Genomic DNA, 17,813 nt, shown 5'->3' on the forward strand with positions numbered 1-17,813 from the left:
TCTCGGCGGCCGCACCGGCTATCATATGGATCGACCCGCCCGGCAGCGCCGGCGGGCGCGATCCGCCTCCCCTTTACCTGCAGCACGCCGCGACGCCACCCGACTCATGAACACCACGCCTACGCCACGCCCCCTCCGTGAACTGACGCCGCTCGAGGCGCGCATCCTCGGCGTGCTGGTCGAGAAACAGCACACGGTGCCCGATACCTACCCGCTGTCGCTGAACGCGCTGACCGCAGGCTGCAACCAGAAGACCGCGCGCTCGCCGGTGATGAACGTCACCGAGGACGAGGTGACGACCGCACTCGACTCGCTGAAGCACCTGAGCATCGTGATGGAAGGCAGCAGCAGCCGCGTGCCGCGCTTCGAACACAACATGAACCGCGTGCTCGGCGTGCCGAGCCAGGCGATCGCGCTGCTGACGATCCTGCTGCTGCGCGGCCCGCAAACGGCCGCCGAGTTGCGTTTGAATACCGCGCGCCTGCACGGCTTCGCCGATATCTCGTCGGTCGAGGCGTTCCTGGAAGAGCTGGCGACGCGCGAGCCGCCGCTGGTCGTCCGGCTGACGCGTGCGCCCGGCGCGCGCGAGAACCGCTGGATGCACCTGATGTGCGGCGAAGTGAGCGCGGCCGACATCGCGGGGCCGGACGCGGGCGGCGCGGATTCCGTGCCGCCGTCGGAATTCGAAGCGCTGAAGGCCGAGCAGAAGCGCCTCGCGGACGAAGTCGCCCGGCTCAACGCGCTTGTTCAGCGGATGGCCACCGAGCTCGGGATCGACGTCGAATCGTCGGGGGAGCCGTCCTGAGCGAAGTCGCGACGGGCGAGTGCCATAATCCAGCGTAACCCCATACCTGAAGTCCCCCGGAGATCATCATGCAGAACCTCGACAATCCTTCACACGATCGCGAGGTTGGCGAAGCCGACGCGACGCAGGACACCACGCGTATCGACGACGTCCGTATCGGCGCCGTCCGGCCGCTGATCTCGCCGGCGCTGCTGCAGGACGAACTGCCGGTGCCGGCCGCGACGCAGACGCTCGTCGAGCAGACCCGTTCGGCGATCGGCGACATCCTGCACGGCCGCGACGACCGGCTGCTGATCGTCGTCGGCCCGTGCTCGATCCACGATCATGACCAGGCGCTCGACTACGCGCGCCGCCTGAAGGTCGCCGCCGACGCGCTGAAGGACGACCTGCTGATCACGATGCGCGTCTACTTCGAGAAACCGCGCACGACGGTCGGCTGGAAGGGCTACATCAACGATCCGCGGCTCGACGGCAGCTTCCGCATCAACGAGGGCCTGCGCGCCGCGCGGCAACTGCTGCTCGACGTCAATGCGCTCGGGCTGCCTGCCGCGACCGAGTTTCTCGACCTGCTGAGTCCGCAATACATCGCGGACCTGATCGCGTGGGGCGCGATCGGCGCGCGCACGACCGAGAGCCAGAGTCACCGGCAGCTCGCGTCGGGGCTGAGCTGCCCGATCGGGTTCAAGAACGGCACCGACGGCGGCGTGCAGGTCGCGTCGGACGCGATCGTCGCGGCGCGCGCGAGCCATGCGTTCATGGGGATGACGAAGATGGGCATGGCCGCGATCTTCGAGACGCGCGGCAACGACGACGCGCACGTGATCCTGCGCGGCGGCAAGAACGGCCCGAACTACGACGGCGCGCACGTCGAGGCGAGCTGCGCGGTGCTGCGCGCGGCGGGCCTGCGTGAGCAGGTGATGGTCGATTGTTCGCATGCGAATTCGAACAAGTCGCATGAGCGCCAGATCGATGTTGCGCAGGATCTCGCGCAGCAGCTGTCGCAGGGCGAGCACCGGATCGTCGGCGTGATGGTCGAGAGCAATCTCGAGGCGGGGCGGCAGGATCTGAAGCCGGGCGTGCCGCTGAAGTACGGGGTGTCGATTACCGATGCGTGCCTGAGCTGGACGCAGACGGAGCCGGTGCTCGATGTGCTTGCCGAGGCCGTGAGGCATCGGCGGGTTTATTCGCGGAATGCGTAACGCGACTCACGCGAAGTCGCGCGGCATATCGTCGTCGACGTCGATCTTCATTCGGTTCGGCACGCCCCCGCGCCATGCAGCCTGATGGCAGCGTTTCTCCACTGGCGCTACCATGACGCCAGTGTTGCGCCACCCGACGCGCCCATCCCGGCCCGTCACGCGCACACGCAGCGGCGGCGCGGCCAGCCGCCGCTGCATCGACGAAGCGCGGGGTGCTCACCGATTCGCCGCCGCACCTGCGCCGCTTCGCTCCCGGCACCAACAACAACCGAACCGGAGTGCAATCAGCATGGCTTTCTCCAAGACAATCGTCGCAGCCGCCGTTCTCGTATCGAGCCTCAGCGCGCATGCACAGATCGCGGGCACGCAGCCGCTCAGCGTCACCGTCGAACAATCGCAGGCACTGCTCGAAGGCTGGAGCGTGAAGAAGAGCGTGCTCGGCAAGGTCGTCTACAACGACCAGAACCAGAAGGTCGGCACGATTCGCGACCTGATCGTCGCGCCGGACGGTTCGATCTCCGCGGCGATCGTGTCGGCCGGCGGCTTCCTGGGCGTCGCAGCACATGACGTCGCGGTGCCGATCGCGTCGCTCGACGTGCGCAACGGCAACATCTACCTGCCGGGCGCGACGAAGGACGCGCTGAAGGCGACGCCGGCGTTCCAGTACGCGAAGGTGCCGTCGCCGCCGAAGCCGAAGCAGGCCGACGACAAGCATTGAACCGCGCGTGATGCGCATGGCCCGGTGCGCAATGCACCGGGCGGTTTCGCCGTCTCCCGTGACGGCGCCGGCGTGCGGACGATTGAATGTGCCGGACGCCGAATTGCGCGAAGCCCGCTGCTCAGAGCGGGTGAGCCGCGCCAGCCTGAGACACCAGCGACACCGCGGCCGGATCGGGCATGCCGTTCGTGTCGATCGCGCCTGCCGTCGCCAGCGCGCCGAGATCGCTGTCGACGCCCGGCTGCCCGACGATGAACCGTGTCGTCAGGAACGCCGGCACTGCCAGCGTCACCGCGTAGTGCTGCTGGAGCGTCGTGACGACGGCCGCTTGCGCGCCCTGCACGTTGGTCTGGTTTTCCAGCACCTGCTGGAAGTGTGAAACGCCCGGCAGATTGGTGATCAGGTCGGCGGTCGTCGTGCCGAGCTGCGCGGCGAGATAGACGATCATCAGCTCCGTCTCGGGCGTCGTATTGAAGGTGCCGCCGGCATAGGCGAGCGAATGCAGCGTCGTGCCGCCGGACGTCACGGTGAGGACGCACGGGAGCACCGCATTGAACGTCATGCTGTAGTTCCCGCCGCCGTCCGACAGCGCGGAGCCCCGGCCCTGCGCGCAGTTCGCAGTCACGGTCGCGCTCGCGAGCGCCCGGCCGGTCGCGGCCGTGCCGGACACACTGACGGACTGCATCCCGTTGTTGTTGTTGAAGCAGTTGTCGAAGCCGAAGCAGGCCTCGCCGCCGCACGAGGACAGCGTCGCCAGCGCAGCGACGCAAAACGCGCCCAGCGCGGGGCGGACGAAGCAAGCAAGATGAGGGTTCATGGCTGCCGGCGTCGATGGACTGGGAGGAACGAGCAGGTTCCGCGCCAAGGGGCCGGCACCTTGCTCAATTCTAGGTTCTATTCCCGCAGACCGCGCGCCGCAATGGCCGCATGGTTGACACGCGTCGAAGTGCGCCGGACCCGTGGGCCGTCCGGTAGAAGCCGACCCGGTCAGGGCGATCGATCTTGCCGGTCGCCGGCGCGAAGGGCGTTCGCGCGACCAATCCTGTTTCGACCCTTGGAACGGCAGGACCGAGCAGGCACGCCATTTCCGGCTTTGCTTATCTCTTCCAGGGGGATGAGGCCGCTGCGCGGCACGAGGCCGGAACCGCGCCGACATCGCGCTCGCCGGGTTCGCGTTCCGGTTGTTCCCGCTTCTGTAGCGTGGCCCGCTGCCGTTGCATGGTGTAAAGGCGCGTGCGCATTTCCGTCGGTTAATTCTTTCAGTCATGTCGCATCGTTTCATGTTTGAAAGACTTCAGCCCGCAATGACGGGGCTTTATGCCGGATAATCGGTGCGCCGCGAAATATATTGGTTATGCTTAGCGAATCGTGTTGACTTCGCATTCGCGAGCCACCTAGAATTTAAAGGTATTCACAAAAGGGGCTGGTACCTTGGACAGTAGCAGTTGTCGACCTTCGAACTGTTTCGCTGCCTGATCGGCAGGACGTCCGCGCTCCCTTTCCCAGCCGCCGTCTTGCCAGCAGGCAGACGGTGCGCGCCGTAGCCGTACCCTCCGTGCACCTTGATGATTGGCGCCATACGAGCGCACGCGTTTGCGTGCGTCCCGTGTGGCAAAGCGTCGCGAGCGTCAACTCGCGGCCGCGTTTGCGCGTGCCTGGACGATTCGATTCGCTTCAGGTGTGTGCCGACGCGTGGATAAACACGTACGTCGCAACCGTGCGTACTCGCCACAAATAAGGAGCCGAAATGCCGGGCACTGACAGTTATCCCATATGCCGCTCATCTCTATCTTTTTCGTTCGCTGAGAAAAGCGAGTAGATCTCTGTCGCCGCGCGCGTGATGTGCCCGGCCTCCGTGTCTGCTGGCTTTTCGCAAGATCGCGTCAAGCCAGACGCATGGAGAAACATCATGATTTTCGGCCTGCTCCTGTCGAATCTGCCTCACGTCAACGAATCGCGCGCCTGCTACGACGCGATGCTGTCGTTGAAACCGCGCGAATCGCACCGGTTCGCCGCTTTCTGGGTCCGTTTGAAAAACCTCGTTTCGTAACCGCCGGCACTCGGTTCCGGCATACGCGAGCGACGCTGTCGTTCGACGGCGCACGCGCTCACGCCTGCCGGAATGGGTACATTTTCGTTCTGCTAACCGCTTATCAGGGAAGACAAGAAAATGTCGTCACCAGCCAACATCTCGCCGCGCGATACCGTGCGCGAACGCAGTGCAGTCCTCGACGACGCGCATCTCGGCGACATTCAGGGTGCACTAGGCACCATTGCCCACCACGACGTCGCGCCACGCACCAACTGGTGGGCGCGTTTCCGGACACTGCTTGCCATCCTCGGTCCCGGCCTGATCGTGATGGTCGGCGACAACGACGCGGGCGCCTTCGGCACCTATACGCAGGCCGGACAGAACTATGGCACCACGCTGCTCTGGACCATGCTGCTTCTGGTGCCGGTGCTCTTCGTGAACCAGGAAATGGTGTTGCGGCTCGGGGCCGTCACCGGCGTCGGACACGCACGCCTCATCTTCGAACGTTTCGGCAAGTTCTGGGGCGCGTTCAGCGTGATCGACCTGTTCCTGCTCAATGCGCTGACGATCGTGACCGAGTTCATCGGCATCACGTTCGTGCTCGACTTCTTCGGCCTGTCGAAGATCGCGGGTGTGTGCATCGCAGCCGCGCTCACGATGGCGGCCGTGAGTACCGGTAACTTCAGGCGATTCGAACGCTTCGCGGTGTTCCTGTGTCTATTGAGCCTGCTGCTGGTGCCGGTGCTCGTGTCGATTCATCCGCCGGTCGGCCAGATGACGCGGGACTTCTTCATCCCGAACTGGCCCGCCCATTCGAAGCTCTCCGACGTGATGCTGCTCGTGATCGGCATCGTCGGTACGACCGTGGCGCCGTGGCAGCTCTTCTTCCAGCAGAGCTATGTGGTCGACAAGCGCATCACGCCGCGCTTCATGAAGTACGAGAAGGCCGACCTGTGGATCGGCATTGCGTTCGTGCTGATCGGCGCGGTGGCGATGATCGCGTTCTGCGCGCAGCTCTATTCGGGCAAGCCCGAGTTCGGCAACTTCACCGACGCCGGCGGCATCATCGCCGGACTGGACAAGTACGCGGGCCACACGTCGGCCGTGCTGTTCGCCATTGCGCTGTTCGACGCGGCCATTATCGGCGCGGCTGCCGTGTCGCTGTCGACGGCGTATGCGATCGGCGACGTGTTCAAGATCCGTCACTCGCTGCATCGCAACGTGTCGGACGCGAAGGGCTTCTATCTCGTGTATTTCGGCATCGTGGCCGCCGCGGCCGCGATCGTGCTGATTCCCGGCAGCCCGCTCGGCCTGCTGACCGAAGCCGTGCAGACGCTCGCGGGCGTGCTGCTGCCGAGCGCGACGGTGTTCCTGCTGCTGCTGTGCAACGACCGCGCGGTGCTCGGCCCGTGGGTCAACTCGAAGAAGCTGAACCTGTTTACCGGCGCAGTGATCTGGGTGCTCGTGATGCTGTCGATCATCCTGACCGCGTCGGTGATGTATCCGGACATGACCGGGGAAACGATTCTCGGCATGCTCGCCGGCGGCACGCTGCTGGCCATCGTCGGCTATGCGGCGACGGTCGCGGTGCGCAAGCTGCGCCGCGAGTCGGCGGACGGTGCCGCAACGGTGCAGGCCTGGCCGGCCGGCGCGCGCGACACGTGGCGCATGCCGCCGCTCGATGAGCTGCCGCCGCCGAACCTGACGCTGGCCAAGCGTGTGTGGATGGGCGTGCTGCGCGGCTATCTGCTGATCGCCGTCGCGCTCGTCGTCGTGAAGGTGGTGCAGATGACCTTGCTGAAGTAGGTCCGGCGCCGTGCGGCGCATCTACGCCGCACGGCATGTTCGTATGTGTCGTACCCATGCCTGCGATGCGTCCGGCGTGGGTTCGCGTCGACCGAGGTGGACAACTTGAGCCGGATTCGAGCCGTTTCGGCACGCTCGATGCGACTTGCAGGACGGCATGCCCGCATGCGCCTGGCGCGCGTGCGCCGCACATTGCGCAGTGCGCCGCTGACCGTGATCGAGCGGGTCATGCTGATCCTTTGGGCTTGCGTGCTGTCGTCGCTCGTCTGGGCGTCGCTGCTCGTCGGGCTTGTTCGCAGCATGCGTGTCATGCCATGACGCCCTGCCGAGCGCCGCCTGACGTCGCCGCTGCGACGTCAGGCGGGGCCTCTGGACGACGCGAGCCCGCATGCAGGAAGTTGACGGGAGTGGTTGCGATGAATCGCTTGCGCCCGAATCACAAGATGGCGATGGGACCGGGGCTGGCCGGTGCGCTGGCGCTCGTCGCCGCGCTGGCGGCCCTGAGCCTCGTCTGCCGCACGCCCGCTGCCGACGCGCCACGCGTCGGCGCTGAGGTCGCGCCCAGGAGCGACGCGCCGGACGTCGTGCAGAACCATTGCCTGATGTATGGAAAATACTGCCTGACGGGCCTGCTTCGCAGCCGGTAGTCGGTTCGCCCACCCGCTGTCTCGTTGCGTACGCAAGCATGCGTGCAACCCTCGCGATCGAGGCCCGTCGTGGGCCGCCCGATACCCTTCAGTCCCAACGAAGACCATTCCACTGTCCCATGGTCAATGCGCTGTAGGACGCGCTACGTAATTTTACGTAGCTCAACGTACGTAGTTGTCCGCTTGTAAGCCAGGCCTCCGTCACGGAATACTACGAGCCCACACCATCGGCCCATTGCGAGGCCGGTGCCGGCGCATTGCCGCCACGGGCGCGCGGTTGCCCAGCTGCGCGATATCGATAATGAAATAGGACAGGAGACGCCATGAATCGGGCTTCCAGCACCCTGATCTGGATTGCGGTCGCGTTATTGGGCGCGTTCGCGTTCGGCACCATCGCGCTCGCGCACGGCGAGCGCGTCAGCGCCCTCTGGATCGTGATCGCCGCAGTCTGCGTGTATCTGATCGCGTATCGCTTCTACAGCCGCTTCATCGCCAGCAAGGTCATGCAGCTCGACGGGCTGCGGATGACGCCGGCCGTCCGGCACAACGACGGCCTCGACTACGTGCCGACCAACAAGTACGTGCTGTTCGGCCACCACTTCGCCGCGATCGCCGGCGCAGGGCCGCTCGTCGGCCCGGTGCTCGCCGCGCAGATGGGCTACACGCCCGGCATGCTGTGGATCCTCGCGGGCGTCGTGTTCGCGGGCGCGGTGCAGGACTTCATCGTGCTGTTCATCTCGACGCGCCGCGACGGCCGGTCGCTCGGCGACCTCGTCAAGATGGAGCTCGGCACCGTACCCGGCGTGATCGCGCTGTTCGGCGCGTTCCTGATCATGGTGATCATCCTCGCGGTGCTCGCGCTGATCGTCGTGAAGGCGCTGACCAACTCGCCGTGGGGCACGTTCACCGTCGCCGCGACGATTCCGATCGCGCTGTTCATGGGCGTCTACACGCGCTACATCCGTCCGGGCCGCATCGGCGAAGTGTCGATCATCGGTTTCGTCGGGCTGATGGCGTCGATCGCGTTCGGCCAGACCGTGCACGATTCGCCGACGCTCGCTGCGTGGTTCACGTTCAGCGGCACGCAGCTCACGTGGATCCTGATCGGCTACGGCTTCGTCGCATCGGTGCTGCCGGTGTGGCTGCTGCTCGCGCCGCGCGACTACCTGTCGACGTTCCTGAAGATCGGCACGATCGTCGGTCTCGCGATCGGCATCCTGATCGTCGCGCCGGAACTGAAGATGCCCGCGCTGACGAAGTTCGTCGACGGCACGGGCCCCGTGTGGTCGGGCAACCTGTTCCCGTTCCTGTTCATCACGATCGCGTGCGGCGCGGTGTCGGGCTTCCACGCGCTGATCTCGTCGGGCACGACGCCGAAGCTGCTCGACAATGAAACCAACGCGCGTTTCATCGGCTACGGCGCGATGCTGATGGAATCGTTCGTCGCGATCATGGCGCTCGTCGCCGCGTGCGTGATCGAGCCGGGCATCTACTTCGCGATGAACGCGCCGGCCGCCGTGCTCGGCTCGACGCCGGAAGCGGTCGCGAACACCGTCACGCAGTGGGGCTTCGTGCTGACGCCGGACATGCTCACGCAAACCGCGAAGGCGGTCGGCGAGACGACGATCATCGCGCGCGCGGGCGGCGCACCGACGCTGGCGGTCGGCATGGCGCACATCCTGCACCAGGTGATCGGCGGCGAAGCGATGATGGCGTTCTGGTATCACTTCGCGATCCTGTTCGAAGCGCTGTTCATCCTGACGGCCGTCGATGCGGGCACACGTGCGGGCCGCTTCATGCTGCAGGACCTGCTCGGCACGTTCCACCCGGCGTTGAAGCGCACCGAATCGCTGCCGGCCAACCTGATCGCGACGGCGCTGTGCGTGGCCGCGTGGGGCTACTTCCTGTATCAGGGCGTGGTCGATCCGCTCGGCGGCATCAACACGCTGTGGCCGCTGTTCGGCATCTCGAACCAGATGCTCGCGGCGATCGCGCTGGTGCTCGGCACGGTCGTGCTGTTCAAGATGAAGCGCGAGCGCTATGCGTGGGTCACGCTCGTGCCGACAGTGTGGCTGCTGATCTGCACGCTGACGGCCGGCTGGCAGAAGGTGTTCGACGCGAACCCGAAGGTGAGCTTCCTCGCGCATGCCGCGAAGCTGCAGGCGGCGGTGGACGAAGGCAAGGTGCTCGCGCCGGCGAAGTCGATCGCGCAGATGAAGCGGATCATCTTCAACGACTACATCGACGCCGCGCTCGCCGGGCTGTTCATTCTGGTCGTGGTGAGCATCGCGGTGTACGGCGTGCTCGCGATCCTGCGCGCGCGCCGCGAGTCGAAGCCGACCGTGCGGGAGACGCCGTACGAAGCGTTGCCGGCCGCGCAGGCGCTCGGCAGCGGACGCTAAGGGGAGGCCGCGATGTTCAGCGATCTCGGCGGCGACCTGCGCAGCGCAGGCCGCTACCTCGGGCAGGCGTTGCGGCTGATGGTCGGCCTGCCCGACTACGACACCTATGTCGCGCACATGCGCGACACGCATCCGGACCGCGAACCGATGACGTACGAGGAGTTTTTCCGCGAACGGCAGAATGCACGGTATGGGTCGGGAGCGGGAAAGTGCTGTTGAGCTGAACCGGTGTAGCGGTTCAGCGACGAACGAAAGAGCGTCGTGACGCGTGTCACGGCGCTTTTTCTTTTTCCGGCGGGCGGCTTGCGCATCGCTGTGTCGTCACGGCCTCTGCTCTGCATCGCGCTTGATCTGCCCGCAACCCGGCAACGTTCCATGGCCGCTATCATATGAACTATTTACCCCGGTGAACCCCCGCAGGAGGACGACGTCGTGCATGTCGGTGAGCGTTTCAACAGCATTACCCATCTCGTCGGCGCGGTGCTATCGGTGGCGGGTCTGGCAACACTGGTGACGATGGGCGCGCTCGCGGGCGACGCTTACAAGGTGGTGAGTTTCAGCGTTTACGGCGCGATGCTCTGCGTGCTCTATGCGATCTCGACGCTCTACCACAGCGTGCGCAAACCGCGTCTGAAAGCCATTCTGCAGAAGTGCGACCATTCGGCGATCTACCTGCTGATTGCCGGCAGCTATACGCCGTTCACGCTCGTCACGTTGCGCGGGCCGTGGGGCTGGTCGCTGTTCGGTGTGAGCTGGGGGCTTGCCGCGTTCGGCATCGTGCAGGAACTCACGCTCGGGCGGCGCACGCGCATCGTTTCGATGGTGCTGTACGTGCTGATGGGCTGGCTGGCGCTCGTTGCCATCCGCCCGTTGATTCATGCGTTGCCGCCCGTGGGAACCGCGTGGCTCGTCGCGGGTGGCGTCATCTACAGCGCCGGCATCTACTTTTTCATCAACGACGAGCGCATCCGCCACGGACATGGCATCTGGCACCTGTTCGTTCTGGCGGGCAGCCTGTGCCAGTTCGTCAGCATTGCGCTGTACGTAGCGTGATATCCGTCGCGTGACGCGTGCTGCCGGCTGTCAGCAGGCTCGCGAACATCGGCGTATACGCGTTCACGATCCACTGCAGCCAGGCGACGCGGCCGTCGAGCGCGCGGTCCGATCCGGCGCCCGTCATCGCAGTTCCTGCTTCCGGGCGGCGGCGAGCAGCGACTGGAAACCGATCCATCCCCAATAGACCCGATGATGGACGATCAGGCCGTCGTCGATGTCCATGACCTCGACGAGATCGACCTGGTCGCCGTCCGGCGTTTCGCGCGGATATTCCCACGTCAGTTGCCGGCCGTTCGAGAAGAAGACGCCCGTCCGGTACCAGCGCCCGAGGCTGTTCGGCAGCTTGCGCAGTCCCGCGTCGAAGAAGTCGCGGATGGCCGGCTTGCCGCGGAGCACGCCGCTGCCGTGGTCGGGCAGCGTGACGACGACCAGCGGCGTTTCGAACACCGCGTGGTCCGCATACAGCGACATCAGTCCGTCGAGGTCGCGTGCGACGACGGTGGCGTGCCATTGCTCGTAGATGTGGCGGATGTCGGCGTCTGACTGGATTTTCATCGGGTGTGCCTGTGCGGTGACCGGGAACGAAAATCCACTATAGCGACGCGATGCATGCGGATGTTTCACCGCAAACCGAAACGTGGATGTCGCGGGGCGTCTGCGATGAGCCTGCGGATTGGCGGGGGAAGCGGGCCGCGCGTGACGAATCGCGCGGCTTCAACCGGACGACGCGCTGCGCAATTACCCGGCCAGCGCCGCCAGGTTCAGCGCATACGACCTCCCGATCCACACCGCCGAATCGCGATGGTCGCGCAGGTCGTCACCGGTATTCGGATGCAGGAAGATGTCGAGCGCACCGTGGTTCAGCACGAGCCACGGCACGATCTCCGCAAAGCGTGCCGCGTCGAACGCGATCTGATACGACCACGCCGGATGCGGCCCGACCAGGCGCTCGTGAAAACGGCCGAGTTCGACGATCGCGCCGAACCGTTCGTCGACGACCTGACGAAAGGCCCAGGCCGCGTCGCGGCTGGCGGCGTCGAAGTACACGTGCGCGTGCCAGGTGTCGATGGCGGTGGTGTCGATGGCAGACATGGACTTGCTCGAGTGGACGGATAAGGACGTGCGGCCGATGTGCGTGGCGGCCGATGCGTCATTATCGCGCGCCCGTGTCGGACGTGTCGTGCCGCCATTCGTGCGAGAACAGGTATCGCTTGTCGCGTGTCAGCACGTCGCGATATTTGCGACATCGTTCAGCGTGATCCGACGATGCGAATCAACCGTCGATTGCGCGCTTGCTGAGTTCGTTCGCACGATGCGAGCATCGAGCTGTGTCTCGAAGCGGAGCGTGTACTCGGATGCGTGAACGGCAGGCGTGCGATATGGCGGCGGCGGCCTGAAAAAAGAAATGGGTGCGAGGAATCGCTCCGTCGCACCCATTGTTTGCGCGGCGATCGCCGCCGCGCGCGTCACGTGCCTGCTTAAGCCGCCGCTGCCGGCTTCGCCGGCTTCTGCAGCTTGCCCTTGCCGGCGCGCTGGATTTCCTCGAGCTTGATCTCGACGTGGCGCGAGAACACGTACTCGGCCGGACGCTGCTTGTCGATCGGAATGTCCGGCGCGAACGCGCCTTCGGTCTTGATGCCCTTCCGGCTCACGGCGAACGCCTTCAGCGGATGCGCGATCGTGTCCATCACGGCGGTCGCCTCGAAACCGCAGTGGACCATGCAGTCCGCGCACTTCTCGTAGTTGCCGACGCCGTAGTTGTCCCAGTTCGTGTCTTCCATCAGTTCCTTGAAGGTCTTCACGTAACCTTCGCCGACCAGATAGCACGGCTTCTGCCAGCCGAACACCGTACGCGCCGGGTTGCCCCACGGCGTGCACTTGTAGGTCTGGTTGCCGGCCAGGAAGTCGAGGAACAGCGACGACTGGCTGAACGACCAGCGCTTGCCGCCTTCGCCGCGCTTCAGGATTTCGCGGAACAGGTTCTTCGTCTTGTCGCGGTTCAGGAAGTGCTGCTGGTCCGGCGCGCGCTCGTACGCATAGCCCGGCGACACGGTGATGCCGTCGACGCCGATCGGCTTCAGCGTGTCGAAGAACTTCGCGACGCGCTCGGGGATCGCATCGTTGAACAGCGTGCAGTTGATGTTCACGCGGAAGCCGCGGCGCTTCGCTTCCTTGATGGCCGCGACCGCCTTGTCGTAGACGCCGTCCTGCGACACGGAATGGTCGTGCATGTCCTTGTCGCCGTCGAGGTGGACCGACCAGACGAAGTACGGGTTCGGCTGGTAGTCGTCCATCTTCTTTTCCATCAGCAGCGCGTTCGTGCACAGGTACACGAATTTCTTGCGCTTCATGATGCCCTTGACGATTTCCGGCATCTCCTTGTGGAGCAGCGGCTCGCCGCCGGCGATCGACACGATGGGCGCGCCGCATTCGTCGACGGCTTCCAGGCACTCTTCGACCGACAGGCGCTGGTTCAGGATCGGATCCGGATAATCGATCTTGCCGCAGCCGTTGCACGCGAGGTTGCAGCGGAACAGCGGCTCGAGCATCAGCGCGAGCGGATAGCGTTTGTTGCCGGACAGGTGTTGGCGCATGATGTATGCGCCGACGCGGACTTGCTGGAGCAGCGGAATAGACAAGGGTTGTCCTCCTTAAACTTCGCGGGCGACAGCTTGCGTGAGCTTCGCCGGCAGCTTGAATTCGACTTTTTCCTCACGGCCCGCCATCGTCGTGACCTCGACGGGCCCCAGCGCGCGCAGCGCGCCGATCACATCCTCGACCATCTCTTCGGGTGCCGACGCGCCGGCGGTGAGTCCCACCGTCTGCGCGTTCGCGAACCATTCGGCCTTCACTTCGGAACCGTCGGCGACGAGATAGCTCGGCACGCCGCTTTCGGTGCCGATCTCGCGCAGGCGGTTCGAGTTCGAGCTGTTGGTCGCGCCGACCACGAGCAGCACGTCGACCTGCGCGCTCAGCTCGCGCACCGCCGCCTGGCGGTTCTGCGTCGCGTAGCAGATGTCGCGCGTGTCCGGCCCGACGATGTCGGTAAAGCGGCGTTGCAGCGCCTCGATGATCCCGCGCGTGTCGTCGACCGACAGCGTCGTCTGCGTGACGTACGCGACCGGTGTGTCGACCGGCAGCGTCAGCGTGTCGACCTCGGCTTCGCTCTGGACGAGAATCACCTCGCCCGGAATCTGGCCGATCGTGCCCTCGACTTCCGGATGGCCTGCATGGCCGATCAGGATCAGCCGGCGGCCCGCCGCGACGTACTGGCGCCCCTGCACGTGCACTTTCGTGACGAGCGGGCAGGTCGCGTCGAGCACGTCGAGCCCGCGCGCCTGCGCGTCGTGCTCGACCGTCTGGGCGACACCGTGCGCGCTGAAGATCGCGACAGCGCCATGAGGCACCTCGTCGAGTTCCTCAACGAATCGTGCCCCTTTATTACGCAGATTTTCGACGACGTGCCGGTTATGAACGATTTCATGGCGCACATAAACCGGCGCACCGTGCTGTTGCAGCGCGCGATCGACGATCTCGATCGCACGGACAACCCCCGCACAAAAGCCGCGGGGCTGGGCAAGGATGACTCGCATAGGCAAGCGAACTCCGACGACAGACGCGGGGTTCGAGGGAGCCGGCAAGCCAGCCGCTTCGATCGTCCCGACTAATGTTATGAATGCAGGAACGGCCCGGCACCCCGAATTAATCGCGCATTTTAACTCTATCGGCCCGTCCTTGCTTCGATGCTGTTTCTTCCAGTTGCAATCTTCGGACGGTCCGTGCCGGCCCGCGTCGGCGCCCGCGCGCGCGGAACCCAGTAAACTACGCGGTTTCGCGGGCTTCCCCCCGGTGGCCCGACGTCGAGCACATTTGAAGGCCTGTCGATGACCGTCGCTTCCTACGCGTATTGCCCCGCCGTGCCGCGCCCGCGGCCGGCCGCCGGCGCCCTTGCCGGCGTTTTCAACCCGACCCCGATTACCGCGTCCGCCCGGACGGCCAGTGCGGCGGGCGTACGGCAGGAGGCACGCCGATGATGCTGCCGATCGTGTTCCTGCTGTCCGGCCTGTCGCTGCTGATCTGGATCGTCCTGCTCGTCGCGCGCGGCGGCTTCTGGCGCGCGCAGCCGGCGCGGGCGCTGCCGCCCGACGCACGCGGCGCCGCCGCCGAGGCCGGCTGGCCGGCCGTCGTCGCGGTCGTGCCGGCCCGTAACGAAGCCGACGTGATCGCCCGCGCGGCGACGTCGCTGCTCGAGCAGGACTACCCGGGCGACTTTCATCTGATCATTGTCGACGACCACAGCGACGACGGCACCGCCGACGCGGCCCGCGCGGCGGCGCTCGCGATCAATCGCGCGGACCGCCTGACGGTGCTGTCCGCGAAGCCGCTGCCGGCCGGCTGGTCGGGCAAGGTCTGGGCGCAGTCGCAAGGGATCGCCGCGGTGGGCACGCTCGGCCTGCCGGCCGACTACCTGCTGCTGACGGACGCTGACATCGGCCATCCGCCCGACGCGGTCGCCCAGCTCGTCACGCGCGCACAGGCCGAGCATCGCGATCTCGTGTCGCTGATGGTGCGGCTGCGCTGCGATTCGTTCTGGGAAAAGGCGCTGATCCCGGCGTTCGTGTTCTTCTTCGCGAAGCTCTACCCGTTCTCGTGGATCAACGATCCGCGCAACAAGACGGCGGGTGCCGCGGGCGGCTGCATGCTCGTGAAGCGTACGGCGCTCGAGGAAGCGGGCGGCATCGAGTCGATCCGCGGCGCGCTGATCGACGACTGCAGCCTCGCCGCGCAGATCAAGCACCGCGGCAGCGGCCGCCATCCGATCCGCCTCGATCTCGCCGACCGCAGCGTGTCGCTGCGCCCGTACGACAGCTGGCGCGACATCTGGAACATGATTGCGCGCACCGCGTTCACGCAGCTCCACTATTCGCCGTGGCTGCTGGCCGGCACGCTGCTCGGGATGACGATCATCTACCTGCTGCCGCCCGTCGCCGCGCTCGCGTACGGCGCGCGCGCATGGCCGGCGTGGCTCGCGTGGGCGTCGATGTGCACCGCGTATGCGCCGATGCTGCGCTACTACCGGCGCTCGCCGTGGTGGGCGCCCGCGCTGCCGCTCGTCGCGGCGTTCTACGTCGGCGCGACCTTCGCGTCCGCATGGCGTTACTGGCGCGGCAAGGGCGGCCAGTGGAAGGCGCGCGTGCAGGCGCCGGTGGATCGCTGAGCGCCCTGGGCCTGACCGCAGCGCGGGCAGGCCCGATGCGAAAAAGGGCGGCCGCATTGGCCGCCCTTCAAAACGCCGCCCGCGCCGACGGGCCTTCTGCAGCCCTCCTGCGGCCGGCGGCGTCCGCTTACCGCTGGGTAAGCATCATGTACATCTGCACCACCACATCCGGCGAGAACGTGAACGGCACCCAGCCGTAGCCGGTGTGGCGCGCGACCAGCAAACGGTCGCCGTTCGACTGCTTCTGCACCGCCATCATCGGATTCTTCGTCGACACGAAGCGCCAGCCCGCCGGGATGCCCGACGGCTGCTCCGGCTGCATCGATGCACGCACGTGCGCGAGCTCCTCGATCAGCTGGCTCAGTTGCTCCGGATGCAGTGTGATCGATTCGCCGTTGACGGTCAGCGTCAGCTCGTTCTGGGACGGGCGCCCGACGTGCAGCGTCGATTTGTCCGCAGGTGCGGTCGAGGCTTCGGCGTCGGCTACGGCGTCGGCATTGGGATCGGCATCGGCATCGGCATCGGCATTCGCCACTGCGCCGGCGGGCGCGGGTTCCGTCGCGACGGTGGTTTCAGCTTCAGTTTCCGTTTCCGCTGCGGCTGCCGTTGCGGCGGGCGCAGACACGTTGGCGTCTGCCGCTTCCGCTTCCGCTTCCGCTTCCGCGGTGTGCGGCGCCTCTACCGCTTCAACGGCCTCGGCTGCGTCCGCCGTATCCATCGCTTTAGCTGCCACGGCTTCCTTCACGACGGCTTCGACCAGCGCTTCGGCGTCGGCGATGGCCTTTTCATGGCGCTGCGCGGCGGCGTGCGCTTCCGCGATCGCCTCGGTGTGGCGCTGCGCGACGGCTTCGGCCTGAGCGGCTGCTTCGGCATGGCGCTGCGCGGCGGCTTCCGCTTCCGCGATCGCTTCGGTGTGACGCTGCGTGATGGCGTCGGCTTGCGCGGTCGCGTCGGCATGGCGTTGCGCGGCCGCTTCCGCTTCGGCGATCGCTTCGGCGTGACGCTGCGTGATGGCTTCGGCCTGCGCGGCCGTGTCGGCATGGCGCCGGGTGGCGGCTTCCGCCTGCGCGATCGCTTCGGCGTGGCGCTGCGAAGCGGCTTCGGCTTCGGCGACAGCGGCCGCGTGACGTTGCGCGGCGGCCTCCGCTTCCGCGGTGGCGGCTGCATGGCGCTGCGCAGCGGCTTCCGCTTCGGTCGCTGCGGTGTCGTGACGTTGTGCGGCGGCCTCGGCTTCGGCGATCGCAGCCGCATGGCGTTGCGATGCAGCTTCGGCGTCTGCATGGCGTTGCGCGAGCGCTTCGGTCAGCGCGGTCGCTTCCGCGTGACGTTGCACGGCGGCGTCGGCCTGGGCCGTTGCGTCGGCGTGGCGCTGTGCAGCGGCCTGCGCTTCGGCGGCCGCGGCGGTGTGGCGCAGCAGTGCGGCTTCGGCCTCGGCGGCGGCTTGCACATGGCGCTGTGCGGCAGCCTGCGCTTCGGTTTCGGCCGCGGCGTGACGTTGGGCGGCCGCTTCGGCTTCAGCCGCGGCCGCGCGCGCGAAGGCATCCGCGCTGCGTGCCGCCTGCTGGGCGGCGCGGTGATCGTGGAGGAGCTGATCGACGCCGGCATCGAGCGCATCGATCTGATCGTTCAGGTTCATGCGTGAGATCTCTACGTAAGACCCGCGATTTTACCCGTTGCGCCGATGCCGGTCCGCGCGCGACGTGTAACAAAGTGCAGGTACAGGGGCCGGCGCACGCGTTTTTGCAGGCGCCGGGCTGGGTGCCGGGCTTGAGAAGCGGGGGGATTGACGTGCCAGGTGCGGCGCACGAGACGCGTGACGCAACACGCCAAAAAGCACGCGTGCGTTGCGCCGGTGCGACGTCCAGGCGAGAAGCGCAGGCGAGGTGCGCGGGCGAGAAGCGCAGGCGCGACGCGCAGGCGAAATGCTCGG

At 66.4% G+C, this 17,813-nt stretch carries 18 protein-coding genes; 11 read left to right on the top strand and 7 right to left on the bottom strand.

Translation table 11 applies throughout. From position 1 onward, the window contains the following. The first annotated feature begins 106 nt into the window (after window positions 1-106). The 3 genes from ACV229_RS07425 (at window position 107) to ACV229_RS07435 (ending at window position 2,722) form a co-directional block, all read left to right on the top strand. Window positions 107-805, top strand: a complete 699-nt coding sequence (locus ACV229_RS07425; protein ID WP_448082470.1) for a YceH family protein — start codon at window positions 107-109, stop codon at window positions 803-805. Between the two features lie 68 nt (window positions 806-873). Continuing rightward, the gene (locus ACV229_RS07430; protein WP_448082471.1) at window positions 874-2,004 is read left to right on the top strand and encodes a 3-deoxy-7-phosphoheptulonate synthase; all 1,131 of its coding nucleotides are present in this window, start codon (window positions 874-876) and stop codon (window positions 2,002-2,004) included. A gap of 289 nt (window positions 2,005-2,293) precedes the next feature. Continuing rightward, a complete protein-coding gene (locus ACV229_RS07435) occupies window positions 2,294-2,722 on the top strand; it encodes a PRC-barrel domain-containing protein (RefSeq protein WP_448082472.1) in 429 nt (142 codons plus the stop codon). A gap of 121 nt (window positions 2,723-2,843) precedes the next feature. Here ACV229_RS07435 and ACV229_RS07440 read toward each other — a convergent pair whose 3' ends face one another. After that, window positions 2,844-3,539 (bottom strand): hypothetical protein, encoded by a 696-nt coding sequence (locus ACV229_RS07440; protein WP_448082473.1) that lies wholly within the window; start codon window positions 3,537-3,539, stop codon window positions 2,844-2,846. 1,092 nt (window positions 3,540-4,631) lie between these two features. Here ACV229_RS07440 and ACV229_RS07445 point away from each other — a divergent pair. The 7 genes from ACV229_RS07445 (at window position 4,632) to trhA (ending at window position 10,662) form a co-directional block, all read left to right on the top strand. Beyond that, the gene (locus ACV229_RS07445) at window positions 4,632-4,772 is read left to right on the top strand and encodes a hypothetical protein (RefSeq protein ID WP_448082474.1); all 141 of its coding nucleotides are present in this window, start codon (window positions 4,632-4,634) and stop codon (window positions 4,770-4,772) included. Window positions 4,773-4,892: 120 nt separating this feature from the next. Beyond that, a complete protein-coding gene (locus ACV229_RS07450) occupies window positions 4,893-6,560 on the top strand; it encodes an NRAMP family divalent metal transporter (RefSeq protein WP_448082475.1) in 1,668 nt (555 codons plus the stop codon). A gap of 165 nt (window positions 6,561-6,725) precedes the next feature. Further along, window positions 6,726-6,878, top strand: a complete 153-nt coding sequence (locus ACV229_RS07455; RefSeq protein ID WP_448082476.1) for a hypothetical protein — start codon at window positions 6,726-6,728, stop codon at window positions 6,876-6,878. A 98-nt stretch (window positions 6,879-6,976) separates the two neighbouring features. Continuing rightward, window positions 6,977-7,207 carry a hypothetical protein gene (locus ACV229_RS07460; protein ID WP_448082477.1) on the top strand — a complete coding sequence of 77 codons (231 nt, stop codon included), beginning with the start codon at window positions 6,977-6,979 and terminating at the stop codon, window positions 7,205-7,207. 323 nt (window positions 7,208-7,530) lie between these two features. Then, complete coding sequence (locus ACV229_RS07465; RefSeq protein WP_448082478.1) at window positions 7,531-9,609, top strand: carbon starvation CstA family protein; 2,079 nt, start codon at window positions 7,531-7,533, stop codon at window positions 9,607-9,609. Window positions 9,610-9,621: 12 nt separating this feature from the next. After that, window positions 9,622-9,828: a YbdD/YjiX family protein gene (locus tag ACV229_RS07470; protein ID WP_050013388.1), complete on the top strand. Its 207-nt coding sequence runs from the start codon at window positions 9,622-9,624 to the stop codon at window positions 9,826-9,828. A gap of 213 nt (window positions 9,829-10,041) precedes the next feature. Next, a complete protein-coding gene (gene trhA / locus ACV229_RS07475; RefSeq protein WP_448082479.1) occupies window positions 10,042-10,662 on the top strand; it encodes a PAQR family membrane homeostasis protein TrhA in 621 nt (206 codons plus the stop codon). Here trhA and ACV229_RS07480 read toward each other — a convergent pair. The 5 genes from ACV229_RS07480 to ispH all read right to left on the bottom strand — a co-directional run bounded on the left by ACV229_RS07480 (window position 10,637) and on the right by ispH (window position 14,258). Beyond that, a complete protein-coding gene (locus ACV229_RS07480) occupies window positions 10,637-10,789 on the bottom strand; it encodes a hypothetical protein (RefSeq protein WP_448082480.1) in 153 nt (50 codons plus the stop codon). The genes trhA and ACV229_RS07480 overlap by 26 nt on opposite strands. Continuing rightward, complete coding sequence (locus ACV229_RS07485; protein WP_448082481.1) at window positions 10,786-11,220, bottom strand: nuclear transport factor 2 family protein; 435 nt, start codon at window positions 11,218-11,220, stop codon at window positions 10,786-10,788. The genes ACV229_RS07480 and ACV229_RS07485 overlap by 4 nt, the downstream gene beginning before the upstream one ends. A gap of 183 nt (window positions 11,221-11,403) precedes the next feature. Continuing rightward, window positions 11,404-11,757: a DOPA 4,5-dioxygenase family protein gene (locus ACV229_RS07490; protein WP_448082482.1), complete on the bottom strand. Its 354-nt coding sequence runs from the start codon at window positions 11,755-11,757 to the stop codon at window positions 11,404-11,406. A gap of 386 nt (window positions 11,758-12,143) precedes the next feature. Then, complete coding sequence (gene hpnH, locus ACV229_RS07495; protein WP_448082483.1) at window positions 12,144-13,304, bottom strand: adenosyl-hopene transferase HpnH; 1,161 nt, start codon at window positions 13,302-13,304, stop codon at window positions 12,144-12,146. Window positions 13,305-13,316: 12 nt separating this feature from the next. After that, a complete protein-coding gene (gene ispH, locus ACV229_RS07500) occupies window positions 13,317-14,258 on the bottom strand; it encodes a 4-hydroxy-3-methylbut-2-enyl diphosphate reductase (protein WP_448082484.1) in 942 nt (313 codons plus the stop codon). Window positions 14,259-14,695: 437 nt separating this feature from the next. Between ispH and ACV229_RS07505 the strand changes: the two genes are divergently transcribed. Continuing rightward, entirely contained in the window at window positions 14,696-15,883 is a 1,188-nt protein-coding gene (locus ACV229_RS07505; protein WP_448082485.1) for a glycosyltransferase, read from the top strand. Between the two features lie 127 nt (window positions 15,884-16,010). Here ACV229_RS07505 and ACV229_RS07510 read toward each other — a convergent pair whose 3' ends face one another. Continuing rightward, entirely contained in the window at window positions 16,011-17,519 is a 1,509-nt protein-coding gene (locus ACV229_RS07510) for a phage tail protein (RefSeq protein ID WP_448082486.1), read from the bottom strand. Window positions 17,520-17,813: the final 294 nt, after the last annotated feature.

Source organism: Burkholderia sp. MR1-5-21, assembly GCF_053427715.1.

Bases quoted from the DNA above. Each gene is read 5' to 3' on its own strand.
- ACV229_RS07445 (WP_448082474.1), top strand. From the start codon at position 4,632: ATGATTTTCGGCCTGCTCCTGTCGAATCTGCCTCACGTCAACGAATCG.
- ACV229_RS07510 (WP_448082486.1), bottom strand. From the start codon at position 17,519: ATGAACCTGAACGATCAGATCGATGCGCTCGATGCCGGCGTCGATCAG.
- ACV229_RS07505 (WP_448082485.1), top strand. From the start codon at position 14,696: ATGATGCTGCCGATCGTGTTCCTGCTGTCCGGCCTGTCGCTGCTGATC.
- ACV229_RS07425 (WP_448082470.1), top strand. From the start codon at position 107: ATGAACACCACGCCTACGCCACGCCCCCTCCGTGAACTGACGCCGCTC.
- ispH (WP_448082484.1), bottom strand. From the start codon at position 14,258: ATGCGAGTCATCCTTGCCCAGCCCCGCGGCTTTTGTGCGGGGGTTGTC.
- ACV229_RS07480 (WP_448082480.1), bottom strand. From the start codon at position 10,789: ATGACGGGCGCCGGATCGGACCGCGCGCTCGACGGCCGCGTCGCCTGG.
- ACV229_RS07465 (WP_448082478.1), top strand. From the start codon at position 7,531: ATGAATCGGGCTTCCAGCACCCTGATCTGGATTGCGGTCGCGTTATTG.
- ACV229_RS07440 (WP_448082473.1), bottom strand. From the start codon at position 3,539: ATGAACCCTCATCTTGCTTGCTTCGTCCGCCCCGCGCTGGGCGCGTTT.
- ACV229_RS07450 (WP_448082475.1), top strand. From the start codon at position 4,893: ATGTCGTCACCAGCCAACATCTCGCCGCGCGATACCGTGCGCGAACGC.
- ACV229_RS07430 (WP_448082471.1), top strand. From the start codon at position 874: ATGCAGAACCTCGACAATCCTTCACACGATCGCGAGGTTGGCGAAGCC.
- ACV229_RS07485 (WP_448082481.1), bottom strand. From the start codon at position 11,220: ATGAAAATCCAGTCAGACGCCGACATCCGCCACATCTACGAGCAATGG.
- ACV229_RS07435 (WP_448082472.1), top strand. From the start codon at position 2,294: ATGGCTTTCTCCAAGACAATCGTCGCAGCCGCCGTTCTCGTATCGAGC.
- ACV229_RS07460 (WP_448082477.1), top strand. From the start codon at position 6,977: ATGAATCGCTTGCGCCCGAATCACAAGATGGCGATGGGACCGGGGCTG.
- ACV229_RS07490 (WP_448082482.1), bottom strand. From the start codon at position 11,757: ATGTCTGCCATCGACACCACCGCCATCGACACCTGGCACGCGCACGTG.
- ACV229_RS07455 (WP_448082476.1), top strand. From the start codon at position 6,726: ATGCGCCTGGCGCGCGTGCGCCGCACATTGCGCAGTGCGCCGCTGACC.
- ACV229_RS07470 (WP_050013388.1), top strand. From the start codon at position 9,622: ATGTTCAGCGATCTCGGCGGCGACCTGCGCAGCGCAGGCCGCTACCTC.